19 protein-coding genes are annotated in these 19,318 nt (G+C 55.2%); 16 read left to right on the plus strand and 3 right to left on the minus strand.

Annotated features, from left to right (window positions below; translation table 11 throughout):
- Nucleotides 1-74 precede the first annotated feature (74 nt).
- Both CX651_RS09340 and CX651_RS09345 read left to right on the plus strand, forming a co-directional pair.
- Nucleotides 75-1,241, plus strand: coding sequence for a DUF418 domain-containing protein (locus CX651_RS09340; protein WP_101055792.1), 1,167 nt, complete (start codon nt 75-77; stop codon nt 1,239-1,241).
- Nucleotides 1,238-1,867 (plus strand): cold shock and DUF1294 domain-containing protein, encoded by a 630-nt coding sequence (locus CX651_RS09345; RefSeq protein WP_071477039.1) that lies wholly within the window; start codon nt 1,238-1,240, stop codon nt 1,865-1,867. The genes CX651_RS09340 and CX651_RS09345 overlap by 4 nt, the downstream gene beginning before the upstream one ends.
- A 58-nt stretch (nt 1,868-1,925) precedes the next feature.
- Here the strand turns inward: CX651_RS09345 and CX651_RS09350 are convergent, their stop codons facing one another.
- Entirely contained in the window at nt 1,926-2,486 is a 561-nt protein-coding gene (locus CX651_RS09350; RefSeq protein WP_039034316.1) for a TetR/AcrR family transcriptional regulator, read from the minus strand.
- Between the two features lie 117 nt (nt 2,487-2,603).
- Between CX651_RS09350 and CX651_RS09355 the strand changes: the two genes are divergently transcribed.
- Nucleotides 2,604-3,152, plus strand: a complete 549-nt coding sequence (locus CX651_RS09355) for an HPP family protein (RefSeq protein WP_162206685.1) — start codon at nt 2,604-2,606, stop codon at nt 3,150-3,152.
- Here CX651_RS09355 and CX651_RS09360 read toward each other — a convergent pair.
- Nucleotides 3,139-4,449 (minus strand): short-chain fatty acid transporter, encoded by a 1,311-nt coding sequence (locus tag CX651_RS09360; protein WP_101055793.1) that lies wholly within the window; start codon nt 4,447-4,449, stop codon nt 3,139-3,141. The genes CX651_RS09355 and CX651_RS09360 overlap by 14 nt on opposite strands.
- A 187-nt stretch (nt 4,450-4,636) precedes the next feature.
- On the opposite strand from CX651_RS09360, the gene CX651_RS09365 reads away from it, so the two are divergent.
- On the plus strand, nt 4,637-5,107 hold the full coding sequence (locus CX651_RS09365; RefSeq protein WP_101055794.1) for an FKBP-type peptidyl-prolyl cis-trans isomerase: 471 nt from the start codon (nt 4,637-4,639) through the stop codon (nt 5,105-5,107).
- Between the two features lie 142 nt (nt 5,108-5,249).
- Here CX651_RS09365 and CX651_RS09370 read toward each other — a convergent pair whose 3' ends face one another.
- A complete protein-coding gene (locus CX651_RS09370) occupies nt 5,250-5,750 on the minus strand; it encodes a zinc ribbon-containing protein (RefSeq protein ID WP_071477041.1) in 501 nt (166 codons plus the stop codon).
- A 122-nt stretch (nt 5,751-5,872) separates the two neighbouring features.
- On the opposite strand from CX651_RS09370, the gene leuS reads away from it, so the two are divergent.
- The 12 genes from leuS to CX651_RS09430 all read left to right on the plus strand — a co-directional run bounded on the left by leuS (nt 5,873) and on the right by CX651_RS09430 (nt 19,267).
- Complete coding sequence (leuS, locus tag CX651_RS09375) at nt 5,873-8,452, plus strand: leucine--tRNA ligase (RefSeq protein WP_101055795.1); 2,580 nt, start codon at nt 5,873-5,875, stop codon at nt 8,450-8,452.
- Nucleotides 8,453-8,469: 17 nt separating this feature from the next.
- Nucleotides 8,470-8,979, plus strand: coding sequence for an LPS-assembly lipoprotein LptE (locus CX651_RS09380; RefSeq protein WP_025011678.1), 510 nt, complete (start codon nt 8,470-8,472; stop codon nt 8,977-8,979).
- Nucleotides 8,979-10,010, plus strand: coding sequence for a DNA polymerase III subunit delta (gene holA / locus CX651_RS09385; protein WP_039034321.1), 1,032 nt, complete (start codon nt 8,979-8,981; stop codon nt 10,008-10,010). The genes CX651_RS09380 and holA overlap by 1 nt, the downstream gene beginning before the upstream one ends.
- A gap of 9 nt (nt 10,011-10,019) precedes the next feature.
- Nucleotides 10,020-10,712 (plus strand): nicotinate-nucleotide adenylyltransferase, encoded by a 693-nt coding sequence (nadD, locus tag CX651_RS09390; protein ID WP_101055796.1) that lies wholly within the window; start codon nt 10,020-10,022, stop codon nt 10,710-10,712.
- A gap of 91 nt (nt 10,713-10,803) precedes the next feature.
- The gene (gene rsfS / locus CX651_RS09395; RefSeq protein WP_025011675.1) at nt 10,804-11,133 is read left to right on the plus strand and encodes a ribosome silencing factor; all 330 of its coding nucleotides are present in this window, start codon (nt 10,804-10,806) and stop codon (nt 11,131-11,133) included.
- The gene (gene rlmH, locus CX651_RS09400; protein ID WP_039034324.1) at nt 11,133-11,603 is read left to right on the plus strand and encodes a 23S rRNA (pseudouridine(1915)-N(3))-methyltransferase RlmH; all 471 of its coding nucleotides are present in this window, start codon (nt 11,133-11,135) and stop codon (nt 11,601-11,603) included. Before rsfS ends, rlmH begins: the two co-directional genes overlap by 1 nt.
- An 87-nt stretch (nt 11,604-11,690) precedes the next feature.
- Entirely contained in the window at nt 11,691-13,535 is a 1,845-nt protein-coding gene (mrdA, locus tag CX651_RS09405) for a penicillin-binding protein 2 (RefSeq protein ID WP_373296846.1), read from the plus strand.
- Entirely contained in the window at nt 13,519-14,622 is a 1,104-nt protein-coding gene (gene rodA, locus CX651_RS09410) for a rod shape-determining protein RodA (RefSeq protein WP_101055798.1), read from the plus strand. Before mrdA ends, rodA begins: the two co-directional genes overlap by 17 nt.
- A gap of 11 nt (nt 14,623-14,633) precedes the next feature.
- The gene (gene mltB / locus CX651_RS09415; RefSeq protein WP_101055799.1) at nt 14,634-15,629 is read left to right on the plus strand and encodes a lytic murein transglycosylase B; all 996 of its coding nucleotides are present in this window, start codon (nt 14,634-14,636) and stop codon (nt 15,627-15,629) included.
- Complete coding sequence (locus CX651_RS09420) at nt 15,616-16,407, plus strand: septal ring lytic transglycosylase RlpA family protein (RefSeq protein ID WP_101055800.1); 792 nt, start codon at nt 15,616-15,618, stop codon at nt 16,405-16,407. The genes mltB and CX651_RS09420 overlap by 14 nt, the downstream gene beginning before the upstream one ends.
- Nucleotides 16,408-16,535: 128 nt before the next feature.
- On the plus strand, nt 16,536-17,717 hold the full coding sequence (locus CX651_RS09425) for a serine hydrolase (RefSeq protein ID WP_101055801.1): 1,182 nt from the start codon (nt 16,536-16,538) through the stop codon (nt 17,715-17,717).
- A 272-nt stretch (nt 17,718-17,989) separates the two neighbouring features.
- Nucleotides 17,990-19,267, plus strand: coding sequence for a DEAD/DEAH box helicase (locus CX651_RS09430; RefSeq protein WP_101055802.1), 1,278 nt, complete (start codon nt 17,990-17,992; stop codon nt 19,265-19,267).
- Nucleotides 19,268-19,318 lie beyond the last annotated feature (51 nt).

Here is a 19,318-nt window from a genome sequence, read left to right on the forward strand (position 1 = left end):
CATTCGGGTTTGATTGCTAACTTGGCTCTGTTAATAAAAGCCATAGATGGTATACAAAAATAGGCAGGGAAAAGATGCAGGGACAGCCGGTCAAAATCAGTCACAACCCCAATATCGATGCCGTCAGAGGGCTGGCGGTATTAGGGATATTCTTTCTCAATGTGAGTTTTATGGGCGTCACCTTATATGGTTATGCGCCCTTTCCCGAGTTTCATTTAACCGATGCCATTACCGAAACCCTGAGTAATTTTCTACTGGAGGGGCGCTTCCTCAGCCTGTTTTCCATGCTCTTCGGTGTCGGCCTCTATATTCAACAACAGAATTTCCTCGCCAGAGGATTGGAGCCCTTCCCCTTAATACGCTCGCGCTTACTCTGGCTGATGCTCTTTGGGGCGCTGCACAGCCTGTTTATCTGGCCGGGGGATATCCTGCTCACCTATAGCATTTGCGGCCTCCTCGCCTGGCATTATCGTAACCTGGAGATTGAAGCCCAGCAAAGGCGGGCACTGCTCTTTATCGCCATCGGCATCCTGGCCTATGGCCTGATGATCTTTCTGCCGGGTGATGAAGCCTGGATCCGCGGCAACGCCCTCTTCAATGAACAATACAGCGCCTGGACCGGCAGCTATGGCGAGCAGTTGCTGATGCACCTGTTTATGACCTTGCTGATGCTGATTTCCCTGCCATTTACTCTGCTGTGGTTTGTCAGCGGTGTGATGCTGCTGGGGATCAGCCTGTATCGTCGCGGGCTGTTTGACCAAGGTTTACCCCAGGGCAAATTGGGGAAATTGCTGGCACTGAGCTTACTGCTGTCGCTGGCGGACACGATTCTCAGCCTGCAATCCCGCCCCAAACTGGTGATGCTTTCCGATATTCTGGTCATGCTGAGCGCCATTCCCATGGCTATCGTCTATGCGCATCTGTTGGTTAAGTTCGGCCGACGCCTGCCATGGCTGCAAATGCGCCTGCAGGCGGTTGGCCGGATCCCCTTGAGCCTGTATATTCTGCAGTCCTGTTTTGGGATCTGGCTGTTTCGCCATCAGGCGCCCGAATTGCTGCTGACACTTGAGCGCATAGACTACCTGGCCATAGCCCTGGGTTATGCCTTGGTGCAAATAATACTGGCCGGCTGCTATCTTAGGTTCTTCAACCAAGGGCCGCTGGAATGGCTCTGGCGCCGTCTGGCCTTTGGCAAGAAGCCAATCAATAACGCCATGAATACTCACGAGTCAAACACATGAAGCACAAAGGAAAAGTCAGCCATTGGCAGGACGATAAAGGCTTTGGGTTTATCAGCCCCAATGACGGCAGTGAACGGGTGTTTCTGCACATTAAATCACTGAGCCTGAGCGGTCGCAGGCCACAAGTGGGCGACGTGCTGACCTTTGAAATCACCCAGGATGACAAGGGTCGGCGCCAGGCAAAACAGGCCTTCTTTCCCGAGGACAGGGGCAGACTCAAACAAAAGCAGCGTCAGCAGAATAAGCGCAGCAGTCACAAGTCTTTCATCGGTAAGCTCACCGCCCTGTTTGCCCTGCTGCTACTGGCTTTAGTGGCACTGGATAAGCTGCCGCTCTTGGTGCCCGTCTGGTATCTGCTGCTGAGCCTTCTCTGTTATTGGCTCTATGCCCGCGATAAAAAGGCCGCTGAAACTGGCCGCTGGCGCACCAAGGAGTCGACCCTGCAACTGACCGGCTTGCTCGGTGGTTGGCCCGGCGCTTTACTGGCACGCCATCAGTTTCGCCACAAGACCAGTAAAACAAGTTTCAGACTCCTGTTCTGGTGCTGTGTCGGCCTCAACCTGTTGGTGCTTGGCGCCGCTCTTAAGCTGGGATGGCTGGCACTGCTGCCCGAGATAGCCTTTTAACGGTTGGCTCTAAACTCAAGGGCAAGCTCACCTATCAAGCAGGCTCAATCATCTAGGCTTAATCAAGTAAGCTCAGTGCCAGCTTGCGGCCGCGCTCGGCAGCATACTGCCGACTGACGAGCTGGGCCGAGACTATCGCCCCCTCTTTAATCAAACACAACTGCCCGGCCAACTCACGAGCGCGCTCGTTGCCAAGCCAAGGCGACAACTTCTGCTCAAGCTCATTTTGAACCCTGGCCTTATGCTCACGGCAGAGACGATTTACCGGATGTTCGGGTGAGGGATACTCGGCGGCGGTATTGATAAAGAAACAGCCGCGAAACTGGCTCAGGGATTCAACCCGGCTGTTGAACCAATCATCCAGGGCGTTAAACAGCTCATGAACCAGCTCCGTCGGCGTTTGCGCCGCCTCCAGCCTTTGATTCAACCAATCAAAAAACAGCTGATCGCGATAACGCACCACGGCCAGCACCAGAGCCTCCTTACCCTCGAAATGATGATAAAGGGTCTTCTTGGCTATGCCGGCCTCGGCCAGAATTTGATTGATGCCCACCCCATGCACACTCTCTCGATAAAAGAGTTCAAAGGCGCCGGCAAGCAGTTGGGAAACCTTGTCCATCTCACGCTCCTTAACGATTCAATCTGAGTTTGACAAAAGTAGAACGGTCTGTCTACCATAAAAAGTAGACCGATTGTTCTACCAAGCAAAAATGCTGACAACCAAAGGAAAACAGATATGGACAACACACCGCCCCTGACCGCAACACCTGCTGCAAAAAACACAGCCCAAGCGGCGACAAACCGTTGGCAGGCTGCCGCCTGGGCCACACTGGGCGCCGGAAGCTGTATTGGATTACTGGCGGGATTACAGGAGATGCTGACGCAGAACCTGAGCTGGAGTCTGCTGCTGATGGCACCATTCGGCGCCACTATGGTGTTGCTCTACGCCCTGCCCCAAAGCCCGCTGGCGCAGCCGAAAAACATCTTCTTCGGCCATCTGCTCACCTGCGCTCTGGGCCTCTTGTTATTGCACACCTTGGGAGTGTCGCCGCTGACACTGGGGCTGGGAACCGGCCTGGGTGTCGGCCTGATGATGCTGACCAACACCACACATCCACCGGCCGGCGCCAACCCCTTGCTGGTGATGCTGGCCGGGGCCGACTGGCAGTTTTTGCTAACCCCTGTGGTTTCGGGGTTGCTGCTGATCCTCGCTTTCGGTTGGGCCTATCACAAGAGCCTGTATATCAAGGGGATCAGCAAGCATAGCTGGCCTAAAACCAGCTGAGGGCAACACTTATCACCACGCCGGTGATCAGCAGCTGCATCAGACAAAAACCCATGATATCCCGGGCCTTGAGCCCGGCAATGGCCAGCACAGGCAGCGCCCAGAAAGGCTGGATCAAGTTGGTCCAGGCATCCCCCCAGGCCACCGCCATGGCCACCCTGGCGACATCGGCGCCAAGTGCCTCGGCGGCCGGCAACATGATAGGTGCCTGTACCGCCCACTGGCCGCCACCGGATGGCACGAAGATATTCACCACCCCGGCGCTGATAAAGCTCCAGAATGGCAGTGACTCGGCGCTGGCAATGGCAACAAAACCCGAAGAGATACTCTGTGCCAACCCGGACTGTACCATCACCGCCATGATGCCGGCGTAGAAGGGAAACTGGATCACTATCCCGGCGCCGCCCTTTATCGCCTCATTGAGACTGACCAGCAGACTGCGCGGCGTCTGGTGCAGGGTTATCGCCAGGAACAGAAACAGGAAGTTGACTATGTTGAGGTTAAGACTGCCCCCCTGAACAAAGAACCAATACCCCAGATACCCGAGACCACACAGGCCCACCAGGATCCCGAGTATCCGGCTGTTCTCCAGATAGTCGGCCGGGCGTTTGTTCTCACTCTGAGTCGGCGCAGCATCCTCGAGCAGCGCAGGATCGACTATCACTGACTCTTTGTCATCCGGCAGCATAAAGCGATTGACCAGCGGCATTATGATAAACAGCAAGGCAAGTAGCAGCAGATTGAAGCCGGCAAAAATAGTTTCCGAGGTAGGAATAATGCCTATCTGCGCCTCGGCAAAGTGTCCTGGTGTGACCACTGTCAAGGGCACTGAGCCCGCCAAGCCGCCATGCCAGACCACAAAGCCCGAATAGGCGCTAGCCACCAGCAAACGGTAATCCACCTTGACCCGGCGCGCCAACGCCTTGGCAAACAGGGCACCAACCACCAAACCGAACCCCCAGTTAAGCCAACTGGCCGCCAAGGAGACCAAGGTCACCAGTATGATAGCCTGCGGCGCGCTGCGGGCCAGAGACGCTATGGCATCCAGCAACTTCTTCACCGGCGGCGAGCTGGCCAGCATAAAACCGGCCACCAACACCAGCAACATCTGCATCGAGAAACTGAGCAGGTTCCAAAAACCGCTGCCCCAATAACCCAGCACTTCTACCGGTGTCTTTTGCTGGCCGAGCATGGCGGCAGCAAACACCAATAAAGTAAGCAGGAGCACAAAGATATAGGGATCGGGCAGATACTTATCCACCAGCTTGACCAGTGGCCGGGAGGCGCGATTGAGCATAGGGGTTTCCTTGAGTCTTATTATGATTATTCTGCGGAGAGCTGATTTAGCTTTCACTTTTTTATCAATAGCCTACACAAGTCTGCCCGAGGGATAAAGCCCGACAAAAGTACACTATAACCCTAAGCTGTAAATGCCGCAGTCCAACTGCTAAGATAGCGCCACCTTCAGGACAGAGGATCCCCAAATGAGAATGTTGCTTGCCGTGGTGGTTATCGCCGCAGTTATTTTTTACTTTTTCACCACTATGAATGGCCAGAAACTGGCAAAAGAGAATGTTGCCAAGGGCGAGGTATTTCTTGAGGCCAACAAGCATAAAGAGGGGGTGGTCACCACAGACTCGGGGCTGCAGTATCAGTTACTGCACAAGGGGCAAGGCCAGGTTCATCCGGGTCCCAAGGATAAGGTGACAGTGCACTACCATGGCACCCTGATTGACGGCACTGTGTTTGACAGCTCGGTCGATCGCGGTGAGCCCATCGCCTTTCCACTCAATCAGGTGATCAAGGGCTGGACCGAAGGGGTTCAGTTGATGACAGAAGGCGACAAGATGCGCTTCTTTATTCCCAGCAGTCTGGGCTACGGCAATCGCTCTGCCGGCTCGATCCCGCCGGGTTCAGTACTGATTTTTAATGTGGAGTTGCTCAAGATCAACTGACAATCCCCAACAACAAGCCCGGCCAAAGCCGGGCTTGCTAATTGGCACTTTTCTCACTCAAACCCAACTCTCACAACACGCTCCCTTATTTACGAGTTTGCAACTCCGGGCCTCGTCCATTCAGAATCTGGATGCTGGCAACTCAGGGCGCCAGCGCTTCACGGGTAAATTCCGAGTGGTCACACTCGGGGCAGTCGGGAATAACGCCTGGAAACTCAAAGTCCATCTCATGGCCGCAGTTACTGCAGACCATTTTACCCTGACTGACGATATCGCCGCTCTGATAATAGCCATGGTGTTTGAATTCATGGGCCAGTTCGTGCCACTCCACCTGGCTGCGGTCGCTGATTTCACCCAACCAGTGCCAGAGGGTATTTTCCAGCGTCAGCATAGTAGGGCTGTAACTGATGTCATCTTCCGTTTGGCTCTGAATATAGCTGGCGATATCCCGCTTGAGGAATTCCTCGACCAGAGACAGCTCGGCCTCACCGGCCTGCTGCTTGATAGCCAAATACTCTTTCCCTTCCTTGATAGAATTAAATAAGCTCTTCACTGTCAATGAGTTATCTTGGTCATACTGTTGTTTGACTCTGTCAATCAAGGCCTGATACAGCGCCAGTAACTCCGTACTTCTCTCACTCATGGCCAATACTCCTTTAAGACGAACCTTTCTTAATGACTCACTTCTGGTTTATTCTATGCAGATCTAAACGGCGCAGTATAGCGCGCATGTCAAAATAATGGGCGGCATTGCCGAAAAACCTGATGCAAGAGCAATATAATCCCTCAGAAATCGAAGCCAAAGTGCAAACGCACTGGGCAGAAAAGAAAACTTTTGAAGTCACCGAAGATCCGAGTAAAGAGAAGTTCTACTGTCTCTCTATGTTCCCCTATCCTTCAGGTCGGCTGCATATGGGACACGTGCGTAACTACACCATAGGTGACGTAGTTTCCCGTTTCCAGCGTCTGCAGGGTAAAAATGTGCTTCAGCCCATCGGCTGGGATGCCTTCGGTCTACCGGCAGAAAATGCCGCGATCAAGAACGCCACTGCGCCGGCGCCTTGGACCTATGAAAACATAGATTACATGAAGAACCAGCTGAAAATGCTGGGTTTTGGCTACGACTGGAGCCGTGAAATTGCCACCTGTACCCCGGAATACTATCGCTGGGAACAGTGGTTCTTCACCAAACTGTATGAAAAAGGCTTGGTGTACAAGAAGACCTCTTCGGTCAACTGGTGCCCCAATGACCAGACAGTGCTGGCCAACGAGCAGGTTATCGATGGTTGCTGCTGGCGCTGCGACACTGTAGTGGAGCAGAAAGAGATCCCTCAGTGGTTCATCAAGATCACTCAGTACGCCGAAGAGCTGTTGAATGATATCGATACCCTCGAAGGTTGGCCTGAGCAGGTCAAGACCATGCAGCGTAACTGGATTGGTCGCTCCGAAGGGGTCGAGATGACCTTCAAGGTGGCTGGTTCTGACGATAGCTTCGACATCTACACCACACGTCCGGATACCGTGATGGGCGTGACCTATGTGGCCATTGCCGCCGGTCACCCGCTGGCCGAGAAAGCCGCCGCCAACAACCCGGCGCTGGCAGCCTTTGTTGAAGAGTGCAAGCAGAGCACCGCCTCCGAGGCCGAGCTGGCCACTATGGAGAAAAAAGGTGTTGATACCGGCCTCAAGGCGATCCACCCGCTGACAGGCGAAGAAGTACCGGTTTGGGCCGCCAACTTTGTCCTGATGAACTATGGTACCGGCGCCGTAATGTCGGTTCCCGGCCACGACCAGCGTGACTATGAATTCGCCACCAAGTATGGCCTGGCGATCAAGGGCGTGATTAAGCCTGCCGATGGCGAGCTGGATATCTCTGAAGCCGCTTACACTGAAAAAGGCATACTGTTCAACTCGGCCGAGTTCGATGGTCTGGACTTTGAAGCCGCCTTCAACGCCATCGCCGACAAGCTGAGTGCCGAAGGCAAAGGCAAGCGCCAGGTTAATTTCCGTCTGCGCGACTGGGGCGTCAGCCGCCAGCGTTACTGGGGCGCACCTATCCCTATGGTGACTCTGGAAGACGGCACTGTGATGCCGACGCCGGAAGAACAACTGCCGGTCATTCTGCCGGAAGATGTGGTCATGGATGGGGTCCAAAGCCCAATCAAGGCCGACAAAGAGTGGGCCAAAACCACAATCAACGGCCAAAATGCCCTGCGCGAAACCGACACCTTCGACACCTTTATGGAGTCCAGCTGGTACTATGCCCGCTACTGCTCGCCCAAGGCAGATCAGATGCTGGATCCAGCCAAGGCCGACTACTGGCTGCCGGTAGATCAATACATAGGCGGTATCGAACACGCCTGTATGCACCTGTTGTACTTCCGCTTCTTCCACAAACTGCTGCGCGATGCCGGTTTGGTTAACTCCAATGAGCCTGCCAAGCGCCTGTTGACCCAAGGCATGGTACTGGCCGATGCCTTCTACTACAGCAACGAGAAAGGCGCCCGCGTTTGGGTATCGCCACTGGAAGTGACTGTGGTTGAGAAAGACGACAAGGGTCGGATCCTCAAGGCGGTGGACAGCGAAGGCCATGAACTGACTTACACCGGCATGAGCAAGATGTCCAAGTCGAAAAACAATGGTATCGATCCGCAAGTGATGGTGGAAAAGTACGGCGCAGATACTGTGCGACTGTTCATGATGTTTGCCGCACCACCGGAGCTGACATTGGAATGGCAGGAGTCAGGCGTAGAAGGTGCCCACCGCTTTATCAAGCGTCTGTGGAAACTGGCCCACGACCATATATCCAAGGGCGAAGCTCCAGCGCTGGATATCGCGGCACTGACCGGCGAGCAGAAAGCGCTGCGGCGCGAACTGCACAAAACCATCGCCAAGGTGACCGACGATATCGGCCGCCGTCAGATGTTCAACACCGCCATTGCTGCTGTGATGGAACTGATGAATGCGCTGCAAAAGGCTCCACAGGAAACCGAGCAGGACAGAGCCCTGATGGCCGAAGCCCTGTCGGCCATTGTGCGTCTCTTGTACCCCATCACCCCGCACCTGAGCTTCAACCTGTGGCAGGAGCTGGGCATGGAAGGCGATATCGAGTCAGCCAGCTGGCCTGAAACCGACGAATCCGCACTGGTCGAAGACAGCAAGCTTATCGTGGTGCAGGTCAACGGTAAGCTCAGAGCCAAGATCACTGTGGCGGCCGATGCTGCCAAGGAAGAGGTCGAAGCCCTGGGTCTGGCCGATGAACAGGTGATGAAGCACACCGAAGGCAAGACCATCCGCAAGGTGATCTATGTTCCCGGCAAACTGCTGAACATAGTCGCCAACTGAGAAAAAACAGGACATCCATGCTGAAACTATCTTTAAGCGTGAAGCAGTTGATGTTCGCCCTGCTGGCACTGGTCGTTATGACCAGTGCCGGTTGCGGCTTTCAACTCCAGGGAAGTTATTCCATTCCGCCCGAGCTCAGCAAGCTGAGCCTGGAGAGCAGCGACAAATACAGCGAGCTGAGCCGCCTGGTGCGTGAACGTCTGCGTCTCAACAATGTCGGCATAGAGGAACCCGCCAAGGGCATTCCCCGGCTGGTGCTGCTGAGCGACACTCTGGAGCGCTCAACCTTGTCGCTCTACCCCACAGGCAACGTCGCCGAATATGAACTCATCTACCATGTGCGTTTTGCCGTGTCTCTGCCGGGCAAGGAAGCACAGCCTTTCGATGTGGAAATCCGCCGCGATTATCTCGACGACCCCCGCACCGCCTTGGCCAAGAGCCGCGAGATGGAGTTGCTGGTCAAAGAGATGCGCATTCAGGCTGCCGATAACATCATCCAGACTCTGGCCGCCATCGAGGTGAACTGATGCGGGTCTATCCGGATCAGTTACACCGGCAGTTGTCGCCGCTGAAATCCTGCTATCTGCTGCTGGGCGACGATCCCTATCTGCTGGACAGCAGCAAGCGGCAAATCCTGGCTGCCGCCCGCAGTCAAGGCTTTGAAGAAAGGTTGCAACTAACTCAGGAAGCCAACTTCAACTGGCAGGATCTCGCCAACGAATGGCACGCCATGAGCCTGTTTGCCAGTCGCAGGATCATAGAACTCAACCTGCCACAGGCCAAGCCGGGCGCCGATGGCGGCGCCATGCTGCAAAGCCTTATCGCTGAACAAAACCCGGATATCTTGCTTATCATCGACGGCCCCAAGCTTGGCCGCGATCAGCAAAACAGCAAATGGTTCAAGGCCCTGGACAGTCAAGGTCTTTATGTTCCTTGCGCCACCCCCGAAGGGGCTCAGTTCCAGCGCTGGCTCGACGGCCGTATTCAATACTATCGGCTCAATCTCAAAAACGATGCCAGAGCCATGCTGTATGCCCTCTACGAAGGCAATCTGCTGGCGGCCGATCAGGCGATGCAACTGCTGCAACTGCTGGCCGGTGCCCGTCCTGTGGACAGCGAAGAGTTGAGCCGCTACTTCGAAGATCAATCCCGCTTCAGCGTGTTCCAATTGACCGATGCCCTGCTGGCCAACCAACAGGATAAGGCCCAGCATATCCTCGCCCAGCTCAAGGCCGAAGAAACCGCCATGCCCATTATCCATTGGGCGCTGCAAAAAGAGCTGACCTTGCTGCTGACGCTGCAATCGGCCCGCAGTCAGGGCGAGAGCCTCAATAGCCTGTTCGGCAAGCATAGAATTTGGGACAAGCGCAAGCCGCTCTATCAGGGCGCCCTCACCCGGCTGAGCCTGGAAGCCATAGAGTCCATGCTGGCTATCGCCTCCAAGCTGGAGCTGGCACTGAAACAGCAAGGCCAGGAAAACTGGACCGGCCTGTCCCATCTGTGTTTGCTGTTCGATCCCAAGGCGGCGCGCCACCTTGGCCATATTGAGTTCGACTGAGGAGACAGGATGCGTATCGGGCTGATGGGCGGTACTTTCGACCCAGTTCACTATGGTCACCTCAAACCCGCGGCCGAAGTCAAAGCCCGGCTAGAGCTGGATAAGCTCTGGTTGCTGCCGAACCATATTCCGCCGCACAAGGCCAAGGCCACCGCCAGCAGCGAGCAGCGCCTGGCCATGCTTAAACTGGCCTGCGACGAGTTCCCCGATATGGACATTTGCGATATCGAGCTCAAACGCAATGCCCCCTCCTATAGCGTCGCGACGCTGGAAGCGCTGCAGCAGGCTTTCCCAGGCGCCGAATTTCAATTCATCATGGGTACAGATTCCTTGCTGTCGCTGCCGAGCTGGCATCAATGGCAGCGGCTGTTTTCCCTGTGTAACCTGGTGGTTTGCCAGCGCCCGGACTGGCACCTGCCAAAGGACGCCGAAATCCAAACCGAACTGGCCCAAAGAGGCTGCTCGGTCACCCAGGCATTGGCGGCAAGAGTCTGTGACGATGCAAATGGCAATGGCAGTAGCGGTGGCATTGAAAACGCACAATACGGCAAAATCATCAGCCTCTCGGTCAAGCCGCAGCCCTTTTCCTCCACGGCCATTCGCCGCGCCATCGCTGCCGGTGACATAAATGCCTGCCGCGCCGCCATGCCCAAAGCTGTGCTCGAGTATATAGTCGCAAACCGCCTCTATCTTGGCGGTTAACTGCGGTGGATGGACGATAAATGCTATGGGACTTGCCCGCCAGCGCTGATATACTACTGCGCTTGATCAAAAACATGAGAGGATCTTCAGCGTGCAAGGCACAGAACTGAAACAATTTGTTGTCGACAAGGTCGATGATCTCAAGGCTCGGGACATAGTCGTGCTGGATGTCAGCAAAAAGTCCAACGTGACCGACTTTATGGTTATCTGCTCAGGCACATCCAAGACCCATGTTCGCGCCATTGCTGAAAATGTGGTTGCCGAAGCCAAGCAAGCCGGCATGCAACCTCAGGGCGTAGAAGGCCGCGACAGCAGCGACTGGGTTCTGGTGGATCTGGGTGATGTGATTCTGCATGTGATGCAGGAGCAAACCCGCGAACATTACCAGTTGGAAAAACTCTGGTCTGACGCCAACGCCTGATGAAACTGCAACTCGTCGCCGTAGGCACCAAAATGCCGGACTGGGTCAGCAAGGGTTTCGCCGAGTACCAGCGCCGCTTCCCCAGGGACATGGCGCTGGAGCTGGTTGAAATTCCCGCCGGCAAGCGGGGCAAGAATGCCGATATCGCCCGTATTCTGCAAAAAGAGGGCGAAGCCATGTTGGCCGCGATCCCCAAGGGCAACCATATCGTCACTCTGGATCTGCCGGGCAGGAACTGGACAACTCCGGAACTCGCCTCTGCCATGGAGAAATGGCAGCTCGATGGCCGGGATGTCAGCCTGCTGATTGGTGGCCCGGAAGGCTTGGCTCCCGCCTGTAAACAAGCCGCCAGCCAAAGCTGGTGTCTGTCGGCCCTGACCCTGCCCCACCCCTTGGTGAGAGTCGTGGTGGCCGAGAGTCTTTACCGGGCCTGGAGCATCAACAACAATCATCCCTACCACAGGGAATAAGGCGCCCAAGAGCCACTTGCATTAGCTGACTTTGCATTAACAGTTTGAGCCGGAGAGAATCCATTGCCGCGTAGAAAGCGAATAACCATGCATGATCACGCTGCCGAGGCGGCACTGTTCAAACGCCGGGCGCTGTTTACCTTTGTCTGCGTGGTCGCTTTGCTTAGCCTGTTGCTCGGCAACCTCTACTATCTGCAGGTGGTGTCTTTCAAAGACTACGAAACCCGCTCCAATGATAACCGTATCCGAGTGGTACCGCTGGCACCCAGCCGCGGCCTGATCTATGACCGCAACGGCAAGCTGCTGGCAGAGAACCTGCCCTTCTACACCCTGGAAGTGATCCCGGAGAAGGTGAAGAACATGCAGCAGACTCTGGATGAACTCTCAACCGTTATCGACCTCAGTCAGGATGAGCGCGACAGCTTCACCGAGTCACTGAAATATCACCGTCGCTTCAAGCCCTTGCCGCTCAAGACCCGGCTGACGGAAGATGAGGTGGCCCTATTCAGTGTTAACCAACACAAGTTCGATGGTTTCTATGTTGATGCCGGTCTTAAACGCCACTACCCCTACAGCAGCCTGCTAACCCATGTGCTGGGCTATGTCGGCAAAATCAACTCCAAGGACAGAGACGCACTGGAACGCTCCGGCAGTTGGAAGAACTATGCCGCCACCAAGGACATAGGCAAACAGGGGATAGAAAAATTCTATGAGAGCCTGCTCCACGGCCTGCCCGGGCATTTGGAGGAAGAGGTCAATAACCTGGGGCGCAGTGTTCGCACCCTCAAAGTGACCCAGCCCGAGCCAGGACAGGATATCTACCTGACACTGGATCTGCAGCTGCAGCAAAAAGCCACTGAACTCTTGGATGGCCGCCGCGGCTCAATCGTGGCAATAGACCCAAGAGACGGCGGTATTCTGGCCATGGTCTCCAGCCCTAGCTATGACCCGAACCAGTTTGTGCACGGGATCAGTTCCAAGGCCTACAGCGAGCTGCTCAACAGCCGCTCGCGCCCCTTGATTAACCGCGCAACCCAAGGGCAATATGCTCCGGCCTCCACGGTCAAACCACATCTGGCACTCCTGGGGCTGGAAGATCAAACCATTAGCGAGAAGACCCGCATCTGGGATCCCGGCTTTTGGCAGATCCCTGGGGTCGACCGAAAATATCGCGACTGGAAACGCTGGGGCCACGGCTGGGTGGATGTCTATGACTCTATAGTCAACTCCTGCGATACCTTTTATTACGACATGGCCTACAAGGTGGGCATCGACAAGATTTCCGGCTTTATGGATCAATTCGGCTTCGGTCAGAATACCGGGGTGGATATCTTCGAAGAGTCTGCCGGGGTAATGCCATCGAGAGACTGGAAACGCCTCAAGTACAACCAACCCTGGTACATAGGCGACACCATCTCGGTCGGGATTGGCCAGGGTTACTGGACCACCACGCCATTGCAACTGGCCAATGCCACAGCCATTTTGGCCAACCGCGGCAAGCGTTTTACCCCGCACCTACTCAAGGCCATCAAGGACAACACAGCCCGCATTGAGACGCCGGTAGATGAAAGGCCGCCGATAGTGCTGAAAAACAAAAACAACTGGGAGATCATCAACGAGGCGATGCGCCGCACCGCGCAGAAGAGTCGCTTCACTGATGCCAGTTATACCGCAGCGATGAAGACAGGTACCGCCCAGGTCTTCAGCGTTGCCGAAGATGAGAAGTATGATGCGGACACCATTGACGAGCATCTGCGCGACAACGCGCTGATCATTGCCTATGCCCCCTACGAAAATCCGAAAATAGTGCTGGCGGTGGTACTGGAAAACGCCGGTTGGGGCGGCGCCAACGCCGGGCCGGTTGCCCGGGCCATGCTGGACGAATATCTGCTACGGGATACCTGGGAGTTGAAACATGAGCCACAGCCGTAAACCCAATATCTGGCAGAAGATGCATATCGATCTGCCGTTGCTGCTCGGCATCCTGGGCCTGATGGGCTTTGGCCTGTTCGTCATCTATTCTGCCAGCGGCGAAGACCTGGCCATGATGGAGCGGCAGCTGTTCCGCATGGGGTTGTCTCTCGGACTCATGCTGATTCTTGCCCAGATTAACCCCGAGGTATTTCGCCGCTGGGCACTGCCCATCTATATTGCCGGGGTCGCGCTGCTGCTGGGGGTACATTTCTTCGGTGAGATCAACAAGGGCGCCCAACGCTGGCTCAACCTGGGCTTTATGGAGTTTCAGCCGTCTGAACTGATGAAACTGGCCTTCCCGATCACCATGGCCTGGTTTATCTCCAAGTTTCCTTTGCCGCCGAAGAAGCGTTATCTGGCCGGTGCCGGGGTGATTTTGCTGATCCCTACTCTGCTTATCGCCAAACAGCCGGATCTCGGCACCTCAATTCTAGTGGCCGCTTCGGGGATTTTTGTACTGTTTCTCTCCGGCATGAGCTGGGCCATTGTCGGCGGTTTTATCGCCGCCGTGTTGGCGCTGCTGCCTATTCTATGGTTCTTTTTGATGCACGACTACCAGCGCAATCGGGTGATGACCTTGCTGGATCCCGAGGCCGATCCACTTGGTACCGGCTACCACATCATTCAGTCCAAAATTGCCATAGGTTCAGGCGGACTCTGGGGCAAGGGCTGGCTCGATGGTACTCAGTCGCAACTGGAGTTTTTGCCGGAGCGTCATACCGACTTTATCTTCGCCGTGATCGGCGAGGAGTTTGGCCTCATCGGCAGTTTGCTGCTGTTGGCGCTCTATCTCTATGTGATCGGCCGCGGCCTGGTGATCGCCTCCAGAGCCCAAACCAGTTTTGCCCGCTTGCTGGCCGGCTCGCTGACACTCACCTTCTTCGTTTATGTGTTTGTGAATATCGGCATGGTGTCCGGTATTTTACCCGTGGTGGGAGTCCCGCTGCCGCTGATAAGTTATGGCGGCACCTCTATGCTGACATTGATGGCCGCTTTTGGCATTCTAATGAGTATTCACACCCATAGACGCTTCATCGACAGATAGGAACGCCTTAGATGCCGACATTCAAAAAGCTGCTCGCCCCACTGGGCCTGCTGCTGAGTCTCAACCTCAGCGCCTGTGCCACCGCCGAGGTGCCCACTTCCGAGCAGCTCAAGCAGGATTTTATCAAACAGCAACAAAGCCAAGGCTTTAGCCAGCAAGAAGTGGAAAGCTTTCTCGCCTCGGCCCAAAAAAACCAGGCGGTATTGGACGCAATTTCCAGCCCTTGGGAGGCTAAACCCTGGCATCAGTACTACCCCATTTTTCTGACCGAAAAGCGCCTCGAAGCCGGGCTGAATTTCTGGCAGCAACATGAGCAAACCATAGCGCGCGCCGCCAAGACCTATGACGTGGATCCGCAAATCATAGTCGCCATTATCGGTATTGAAACCTTCTACGGCGGTTATATGGGCAAGTACCCGGTGATCGATGCCCTCTATACCCTGGGATTCTACTACCCGCCACGGGCGACTTTCTTTCGCGGCGAATTTGCCAAGCTGATGACGCTGCTTAAAGAGGAGCAACTCGATAAGGAAACCCTCCTGGGCTCCTACGCCGGCGCTATGGGCTATGGCCAGTTTATTCCTTCAAGCTATCTGGCCTACGCGGTCGACTTTGACGGTGACGGCAAGCGGGATCTGCTGGGCAGTGTCGACGATGCCATAGGCTCAGTAGCCAACTATTTTCACCGTCACGGCTGGAAAGCCGGTGAGCCGGTGGCACTGGAACTGAGCACCACAGCTACGCCCAAGGCCAAGGTCTGGAAGGGAGAAAAGCTCAATTACCAAGTGGCCGATATCCTCTCTCCCGAGGTGGCACTGAAGGAAAACCGGGATCTGGATGCCAGCCAAAAAGCACTGCTTATCGAGTTGGAACAGGCCGATGCCAAAGACTATTGGCTGGGGCTGAACAATTTCTATGTGATCACCCGTTACAATCGTAGCCCGCTGTACGCCATGGCGGTTTATCAATTCAGTGAACAACTCAAAGCCCACCATGACAAGACTTAAACTATTGCTGCCACTGACCGCCTCTATTCTGCTGGCCGCCTGTGCCGGCAACTCGGGCCGTTACACCATGAAAGATGATAGGCCTCCGGCCGATGCCCCGGATGTCTCCAAGGTGGAAGATGCCCACCCCAGGTTCGAGCCCTACAGCAAACAGGGCAATAAGGATTACCAGGTCAGAGGCAAATCCTACCAGGTGATGCCGTCCGGCAGAGGTTACAAGGCCGAAGGGCTGGCATCCTGGTATGGCGCCAAGTTTCACGGCCATCTGACCTCCAACGGTGAAACCTATGACATGTACTCGATGTCGGCGGCGCACAAGACATTGCCACTGCCCAGTTATGTCAGGGTCACCAACCTGGCCAACAACAAGAGCGTGGTTGTCAGGGTCAATGACCGTGGCCCCTTTCACCCCGACAGGGTGATAGATCTGTCCTACGCCGCGGCTTACCGGCTGGACATGCTGAAGACAGGCACCGCCAGGGTGAGGCTGGAAGTCCTGTTTGAGGACAGTGAAGAGAGCCAGACCATGGCCGAACTTCGCAGCGATAATCTGCACTATGTACAGGTGATGGCATCTGGCTCGCGCGAACGTCTGCTCGAGTTGGCATCCACACTTGAAGCCAAATACCAGGTCAAGAGCCGAATCACAGATGCCAAGCCGGTATACAGGCTGCAACTCGGGCCGGTCAGCCATGAAGGTATTGCCGCCAAATTGCTGGAAAAGCTGAAGCAGGAAGGCTTCCCGGGCAGCTATATGGTGACTGAACCAAAATCATAAGCGTTCAAAATTCCACCATATTTTTAACTAATTAAGGAACCTTAACTGAAATTTCCGGTCGACTAATGTTATACTCGCTGCGAATTTCAGCATATTTTCCGACTCCAACCAGAAGACGTATTCAGGTAATGATGAATTTTGTAAAAAGTCCCGCGAAAGCCTTTCTGTTGTTCGCCTGTGCCTCCGTTTCCGCCGCACAGGCCAACAATGCCCCGATAGTCGTCCCAGATGCACCGGATGTTGCCGCCAAGGCCTATGTCTTGATGGATTACAACTCAGGGCGCTTACTGGCGGAAAATAACGCCTATGAAAGCCTCAACCCAGCCAGCCTGACCAAGATGATGACCAGCTATGTCATAGGTCAGGAGATCAAGGCGGGTAACGTCTCTGCCGATGACGATGTGACCATCAGCAAGAACGCCTGGTCGAAGAACTTCCCCGACTCCTCCAAGATGTTTATCGAAGTCGGCAAGACGGTTAAAGTCTCGGATCTGAACCGAGGTATCATCATCCAATCCGGTAACGATGCCTGTGTCGCCATGGCCGAGCACATTGCCGGAACCGAAGGCGCCTTCGTCGATCTGATGAACTCCTGGGCCAAGCAGCTGGGCATGCGTGACAGCTACTTTGAAAACTCCCACGGCCTGGATTCGGACAACCACAAGTCCACCGCCTATGATATGGCGCTGCTGGGCGCGGCCCTCATCCGTGATGTACCCGACGAATACGATATCTATAAGGAAAAGTCTTTTACCTACAACGGAATCAAGCAGTACAACCGTAACGGCCTCTTGTGGGATAACAGCCTCAATGTCGACGGTATCAAGACAGGCCACACCTCGGGTGCCGGCTATAACCTGGTATCCTCAGCCACCAAAGACGGCATGCGCCTGATTGCCGTGGTCATGGGCACCAAGAGTGAAGCCGCCCGTAAGGCCGAGAGCAAGAAACTGCTCAACTATGGCTTCCGTTTCTTTGAAACCATCACCCCTTACAAGGCCGGTGACAGCTTTGTCACCCAGAAGATCTGGTACGGCGACCGTGACACAGTGGACTTGGGTGTAACCACTGACACTCCTGTGACCATCAACCGGGGTCAGGCCAAAAACCTGCAAGCCAACTTCGAACTGACCAAAGAGCTGACCGCACCGCTGGCCAAGGGTGAAGTCGTCGGCCGGGTATACTTCCAGCTTGATGGTAAAGACATTGCCCAGTTCCCTCTGGTGACATTGGAAGAAGTCAACGAAGGCAGCTGGTTCAGCAAGCTGATGGACTACTTCAAGCAGATGTTTGCCGGCTGGTTCAACTAAGCCGATAAATAGTGAGAGAATGCCGCCTGCGGGCGGCATTCTTGTATCTGCCCAAAACAGTGATATCCGCAATGCCTAAGGTCATTTATCCTTGCAGCGCAAGAATAAAGCAGAAATGAGCGGGCCTTGATGGATTTTTTTGCTATACTCCGCGCCCGCCCGGGTTATCCCGGCACTTGGCGTTTACTCAGGCCTGAGCTTCCGGCATTTGGGCCGCCGACACCCGAAACAGCTAAGACACACGCCAAGCGGTTGAATACAGGAATATCGAGATGAAGTTTGAATCTTACAGTTTTGCCCCCGAAATACTCCGTGCGCTCAAAGAGTGCGGTTATGAGAGCATGACACCGATTCAGAGACAGGCCATCCCTGCGGTTCGCCGTGGTCAGGACGTACTGGCCAGCGCCCAGACGGGCACAGGCAAGACAGCCGCCTTTGTGCTGCCTATTTTGCAGCGCCTGCAGGATAACCCGCTCGAACTCAAACCCGGCAATATCCGGGCCCTGATCCTGGCACCGACCCGTGAGCTGGTGTCCCAGGTTGCCGACAATGCCCGCCAATACGGCAAATACCTGCAGTTGTCGGTGGCCACCCTGTTTGGCGGCGTCAAGTCGGCATCTCAGGTCAACAAGCTCAAACAAGGCGCCGACATAGTGGTGGCCACTCCGGGGCGTTTGCTGGAACAACTACTGGCCGGTAACCTGAGTCTGGGCTCGCTGGAAGTGCTGGTATTGGATGAAGCAGACCGTATGCTGGATATGGGCTTTATCAACGATATCAACAAAATACTTCAGAGCGCCGCCAAGCAGCGGCAAAATCTGATGTTCTCGGCCACCTTCTCTGGCGCGGTGAGGCGCCTGGCCGATGAGATAATGAACAAGCCCAAGGTCATCACGGCCGACCGCCAAAACACCACAGCGGTGACCGTCAGCCAGGTAGTCTACCCGGTAGAGCAGCGCCGCAAGCGTGAACTCCTGTCTGAGCTTATCGGGCGCAAGAACTGGCAGCAGGTGCTGGTGTTTACCGCCACCCGTGAAGATGCGGATCATCTGGTCAAGGAGCTGAATCTCGACGGTATCGCCAGTGCCGTAGTGCACAGTGAAAAAGCCCAGGGCAGCCGCCGCCGGGCGCTCAGAGAATTCAAGGAAGGCAAGGTACGGGTGTTGGTATCCACCGAAGTGGCCGCCCGCGGCCTGGATATTCCGGATCTCGAGTATGTGGTCAATTACGATCTGCCCTTCCTGGCAGAAGACTATGTGCACCGTATCGGTCGCACCGGCCGTGCCGGCAAGACGGGGGTCGCCATCTCTTTTGTCAGCCGCGAAGAAGAGCGCACTCTGGCCGACATCGAAAAACTGATCGGCCAAAAACTCAAGCGCATCATGATGCCAGGCTATGAAGTGAGTAATCGCGATCTCCTGCTCAAGCAACTGCAAAAGCGCCGCAGCTTCGCCAAGAAAAAGCCGGGCGCCAGCAGCGCCTCGGAGCAGGTCGCAGCGGAAAAGAGCATGTCCGGCCGCAGAGTTAAGGTTAAAGTCGGCTCCAGGTAAGCGTCCATTTTAGGACGTCCTATTCCCACTTAAGATCGCGCGATAAGCTGT

Source organism: Shewanella chilikensis, assembly GCF_002836945.1.
Classification (GTDB): domain Bacteria; phylum Pseudomonadota; class Gammaproteobacteria; order Enterobacterales; family Shewanellaceae; genus Shewanella; species Shewanella chilikensis.

Excerpts from the sequence above, each read along its gene's own strand:
- CX651_RS09340 (WP_101055792.1), top strand. The coding sequence starts at position 75 with ATGCAGGGACAGCCGGTCAAAATCAGTCACAACCCCAATATCGATGCC.
- CX651_RS09345 (WP_071477039.1), top strand. The coding sequence starts at position 1,238 with ATGAAGCACAAAGGAAAAGTCAGCCATTGGCAGGACGATAAAGGCTTT.
- CX651_RS09350 (WP_039034316.1), bottom strand. The coding sequence starts at position 2,486 with ATGGACAAGGTTTCCCAACTGCTTGCCGGCGCCTTTGAACTCTTTTAT.
- CX651_RS09355 (WP_162206685.1), top strand. The coding sequence starts at position 2,604 with ATGGACAACACACCGCCCCTGACCGCAACACCTGCTGCAAAAAACACA.
- CX651_RS09360 (WP_101055793.1), bottom strand. The coding sequence starts at position 4,449 with ATGCTCAATCGCGCCTCCCGGCCACTGGTCAAGCTGGTGGATAAGTAT.
- CX651_RS09365 (WP_101055794.1), top strand. The coding sequence starts at position 4,637 with ATGAGAATGTTGCTTGCCGTGGTGGTTATCGCCGCAGTTATTTTTTAC.
- CX651_RS09370 (WP_071477041.1), bottom strand. The coding sequence starts at position 5,750 with ATGAGTGAGAGAAGTACGGAGTTACTGGCGCTGTATCAGGCCTTGATT.
- leuS (WP_101055795.1), top strand. The coding sequence starts at position 5,873 with ATGCAAGAGCAATATAATCCCTCAGAAATCGAAGCCAAAGTGCAAACG.
- CX651_RS09380 (WP_025011678.1), top strand. The coding sequence starts at position 8,470 with ATGCTGAAACTATCTTTAAGCGTGAAGCAGTTGATGTTCGCCCTGCTG.
- holA (WP_039034321.1), top strand. The coding sequence starts at position 8,979 with ATGCGGGTCTATCCGGATCAGTTACACCGGCAGTTGTCGCCGCTGAAA.
- nadD (WP_101055796.1), top strand. The coding sequence starts at position 10,020 with ATGCGTATCGGGCTGATGGGCGGTACTTTCGACCCAGTTCACTATGGT.
- rlmH (WP_039034324.1), top strand. The coding sequence starts at position 11,133 with ATGAAACTGCAACTCGTCGCCGTAGGCACCAAAATGCCGGACTGGGTC.
- mrdA (WP_373296846.1), top strand. The coding sequence starts at position 11,691 with ATGCATGATCACGCTGCCGAGGCGGCACTGTTCAAACGCCGGGCGCTG.
- rodA (WP_101055798.1), top strand. The coding sequence starts at position 13,519 with ATGAGCCACAGCCGTAAACCCAATATCTGGCAGAAGATGCATATCGAT.
- mltB (WP_101055799.1), top strand. The coding sequence starts at position 14,634 with ATGCCGACATTCAAAAAGCTGCTCGCCCCACTGGGCCTGCTGCTGAGT.
- CX651_RS09420 (WP_101055800.1), top strand. The coding sequence starts at position 15,616 with ATGACAAGACTTAAACTATTGCTGCCACTGACCGCCTCTATTCTGCTG.
- CX651_RS09425 (WP_101055801.1), top strand. The coding sequence starts at position 16,536 with ATGATGAATTTTGTAAAAAGTCCCGCGAAAGCCTTTCTGTTGTTCGCC.
- CX651_RS09430 (WP_101055802.1), top strand. The coding sequence starts at position 17,990 with ATGAAGTTTGAATCTTACAGTTTTGCCCCCGAAATACTCCGTGCGCTC.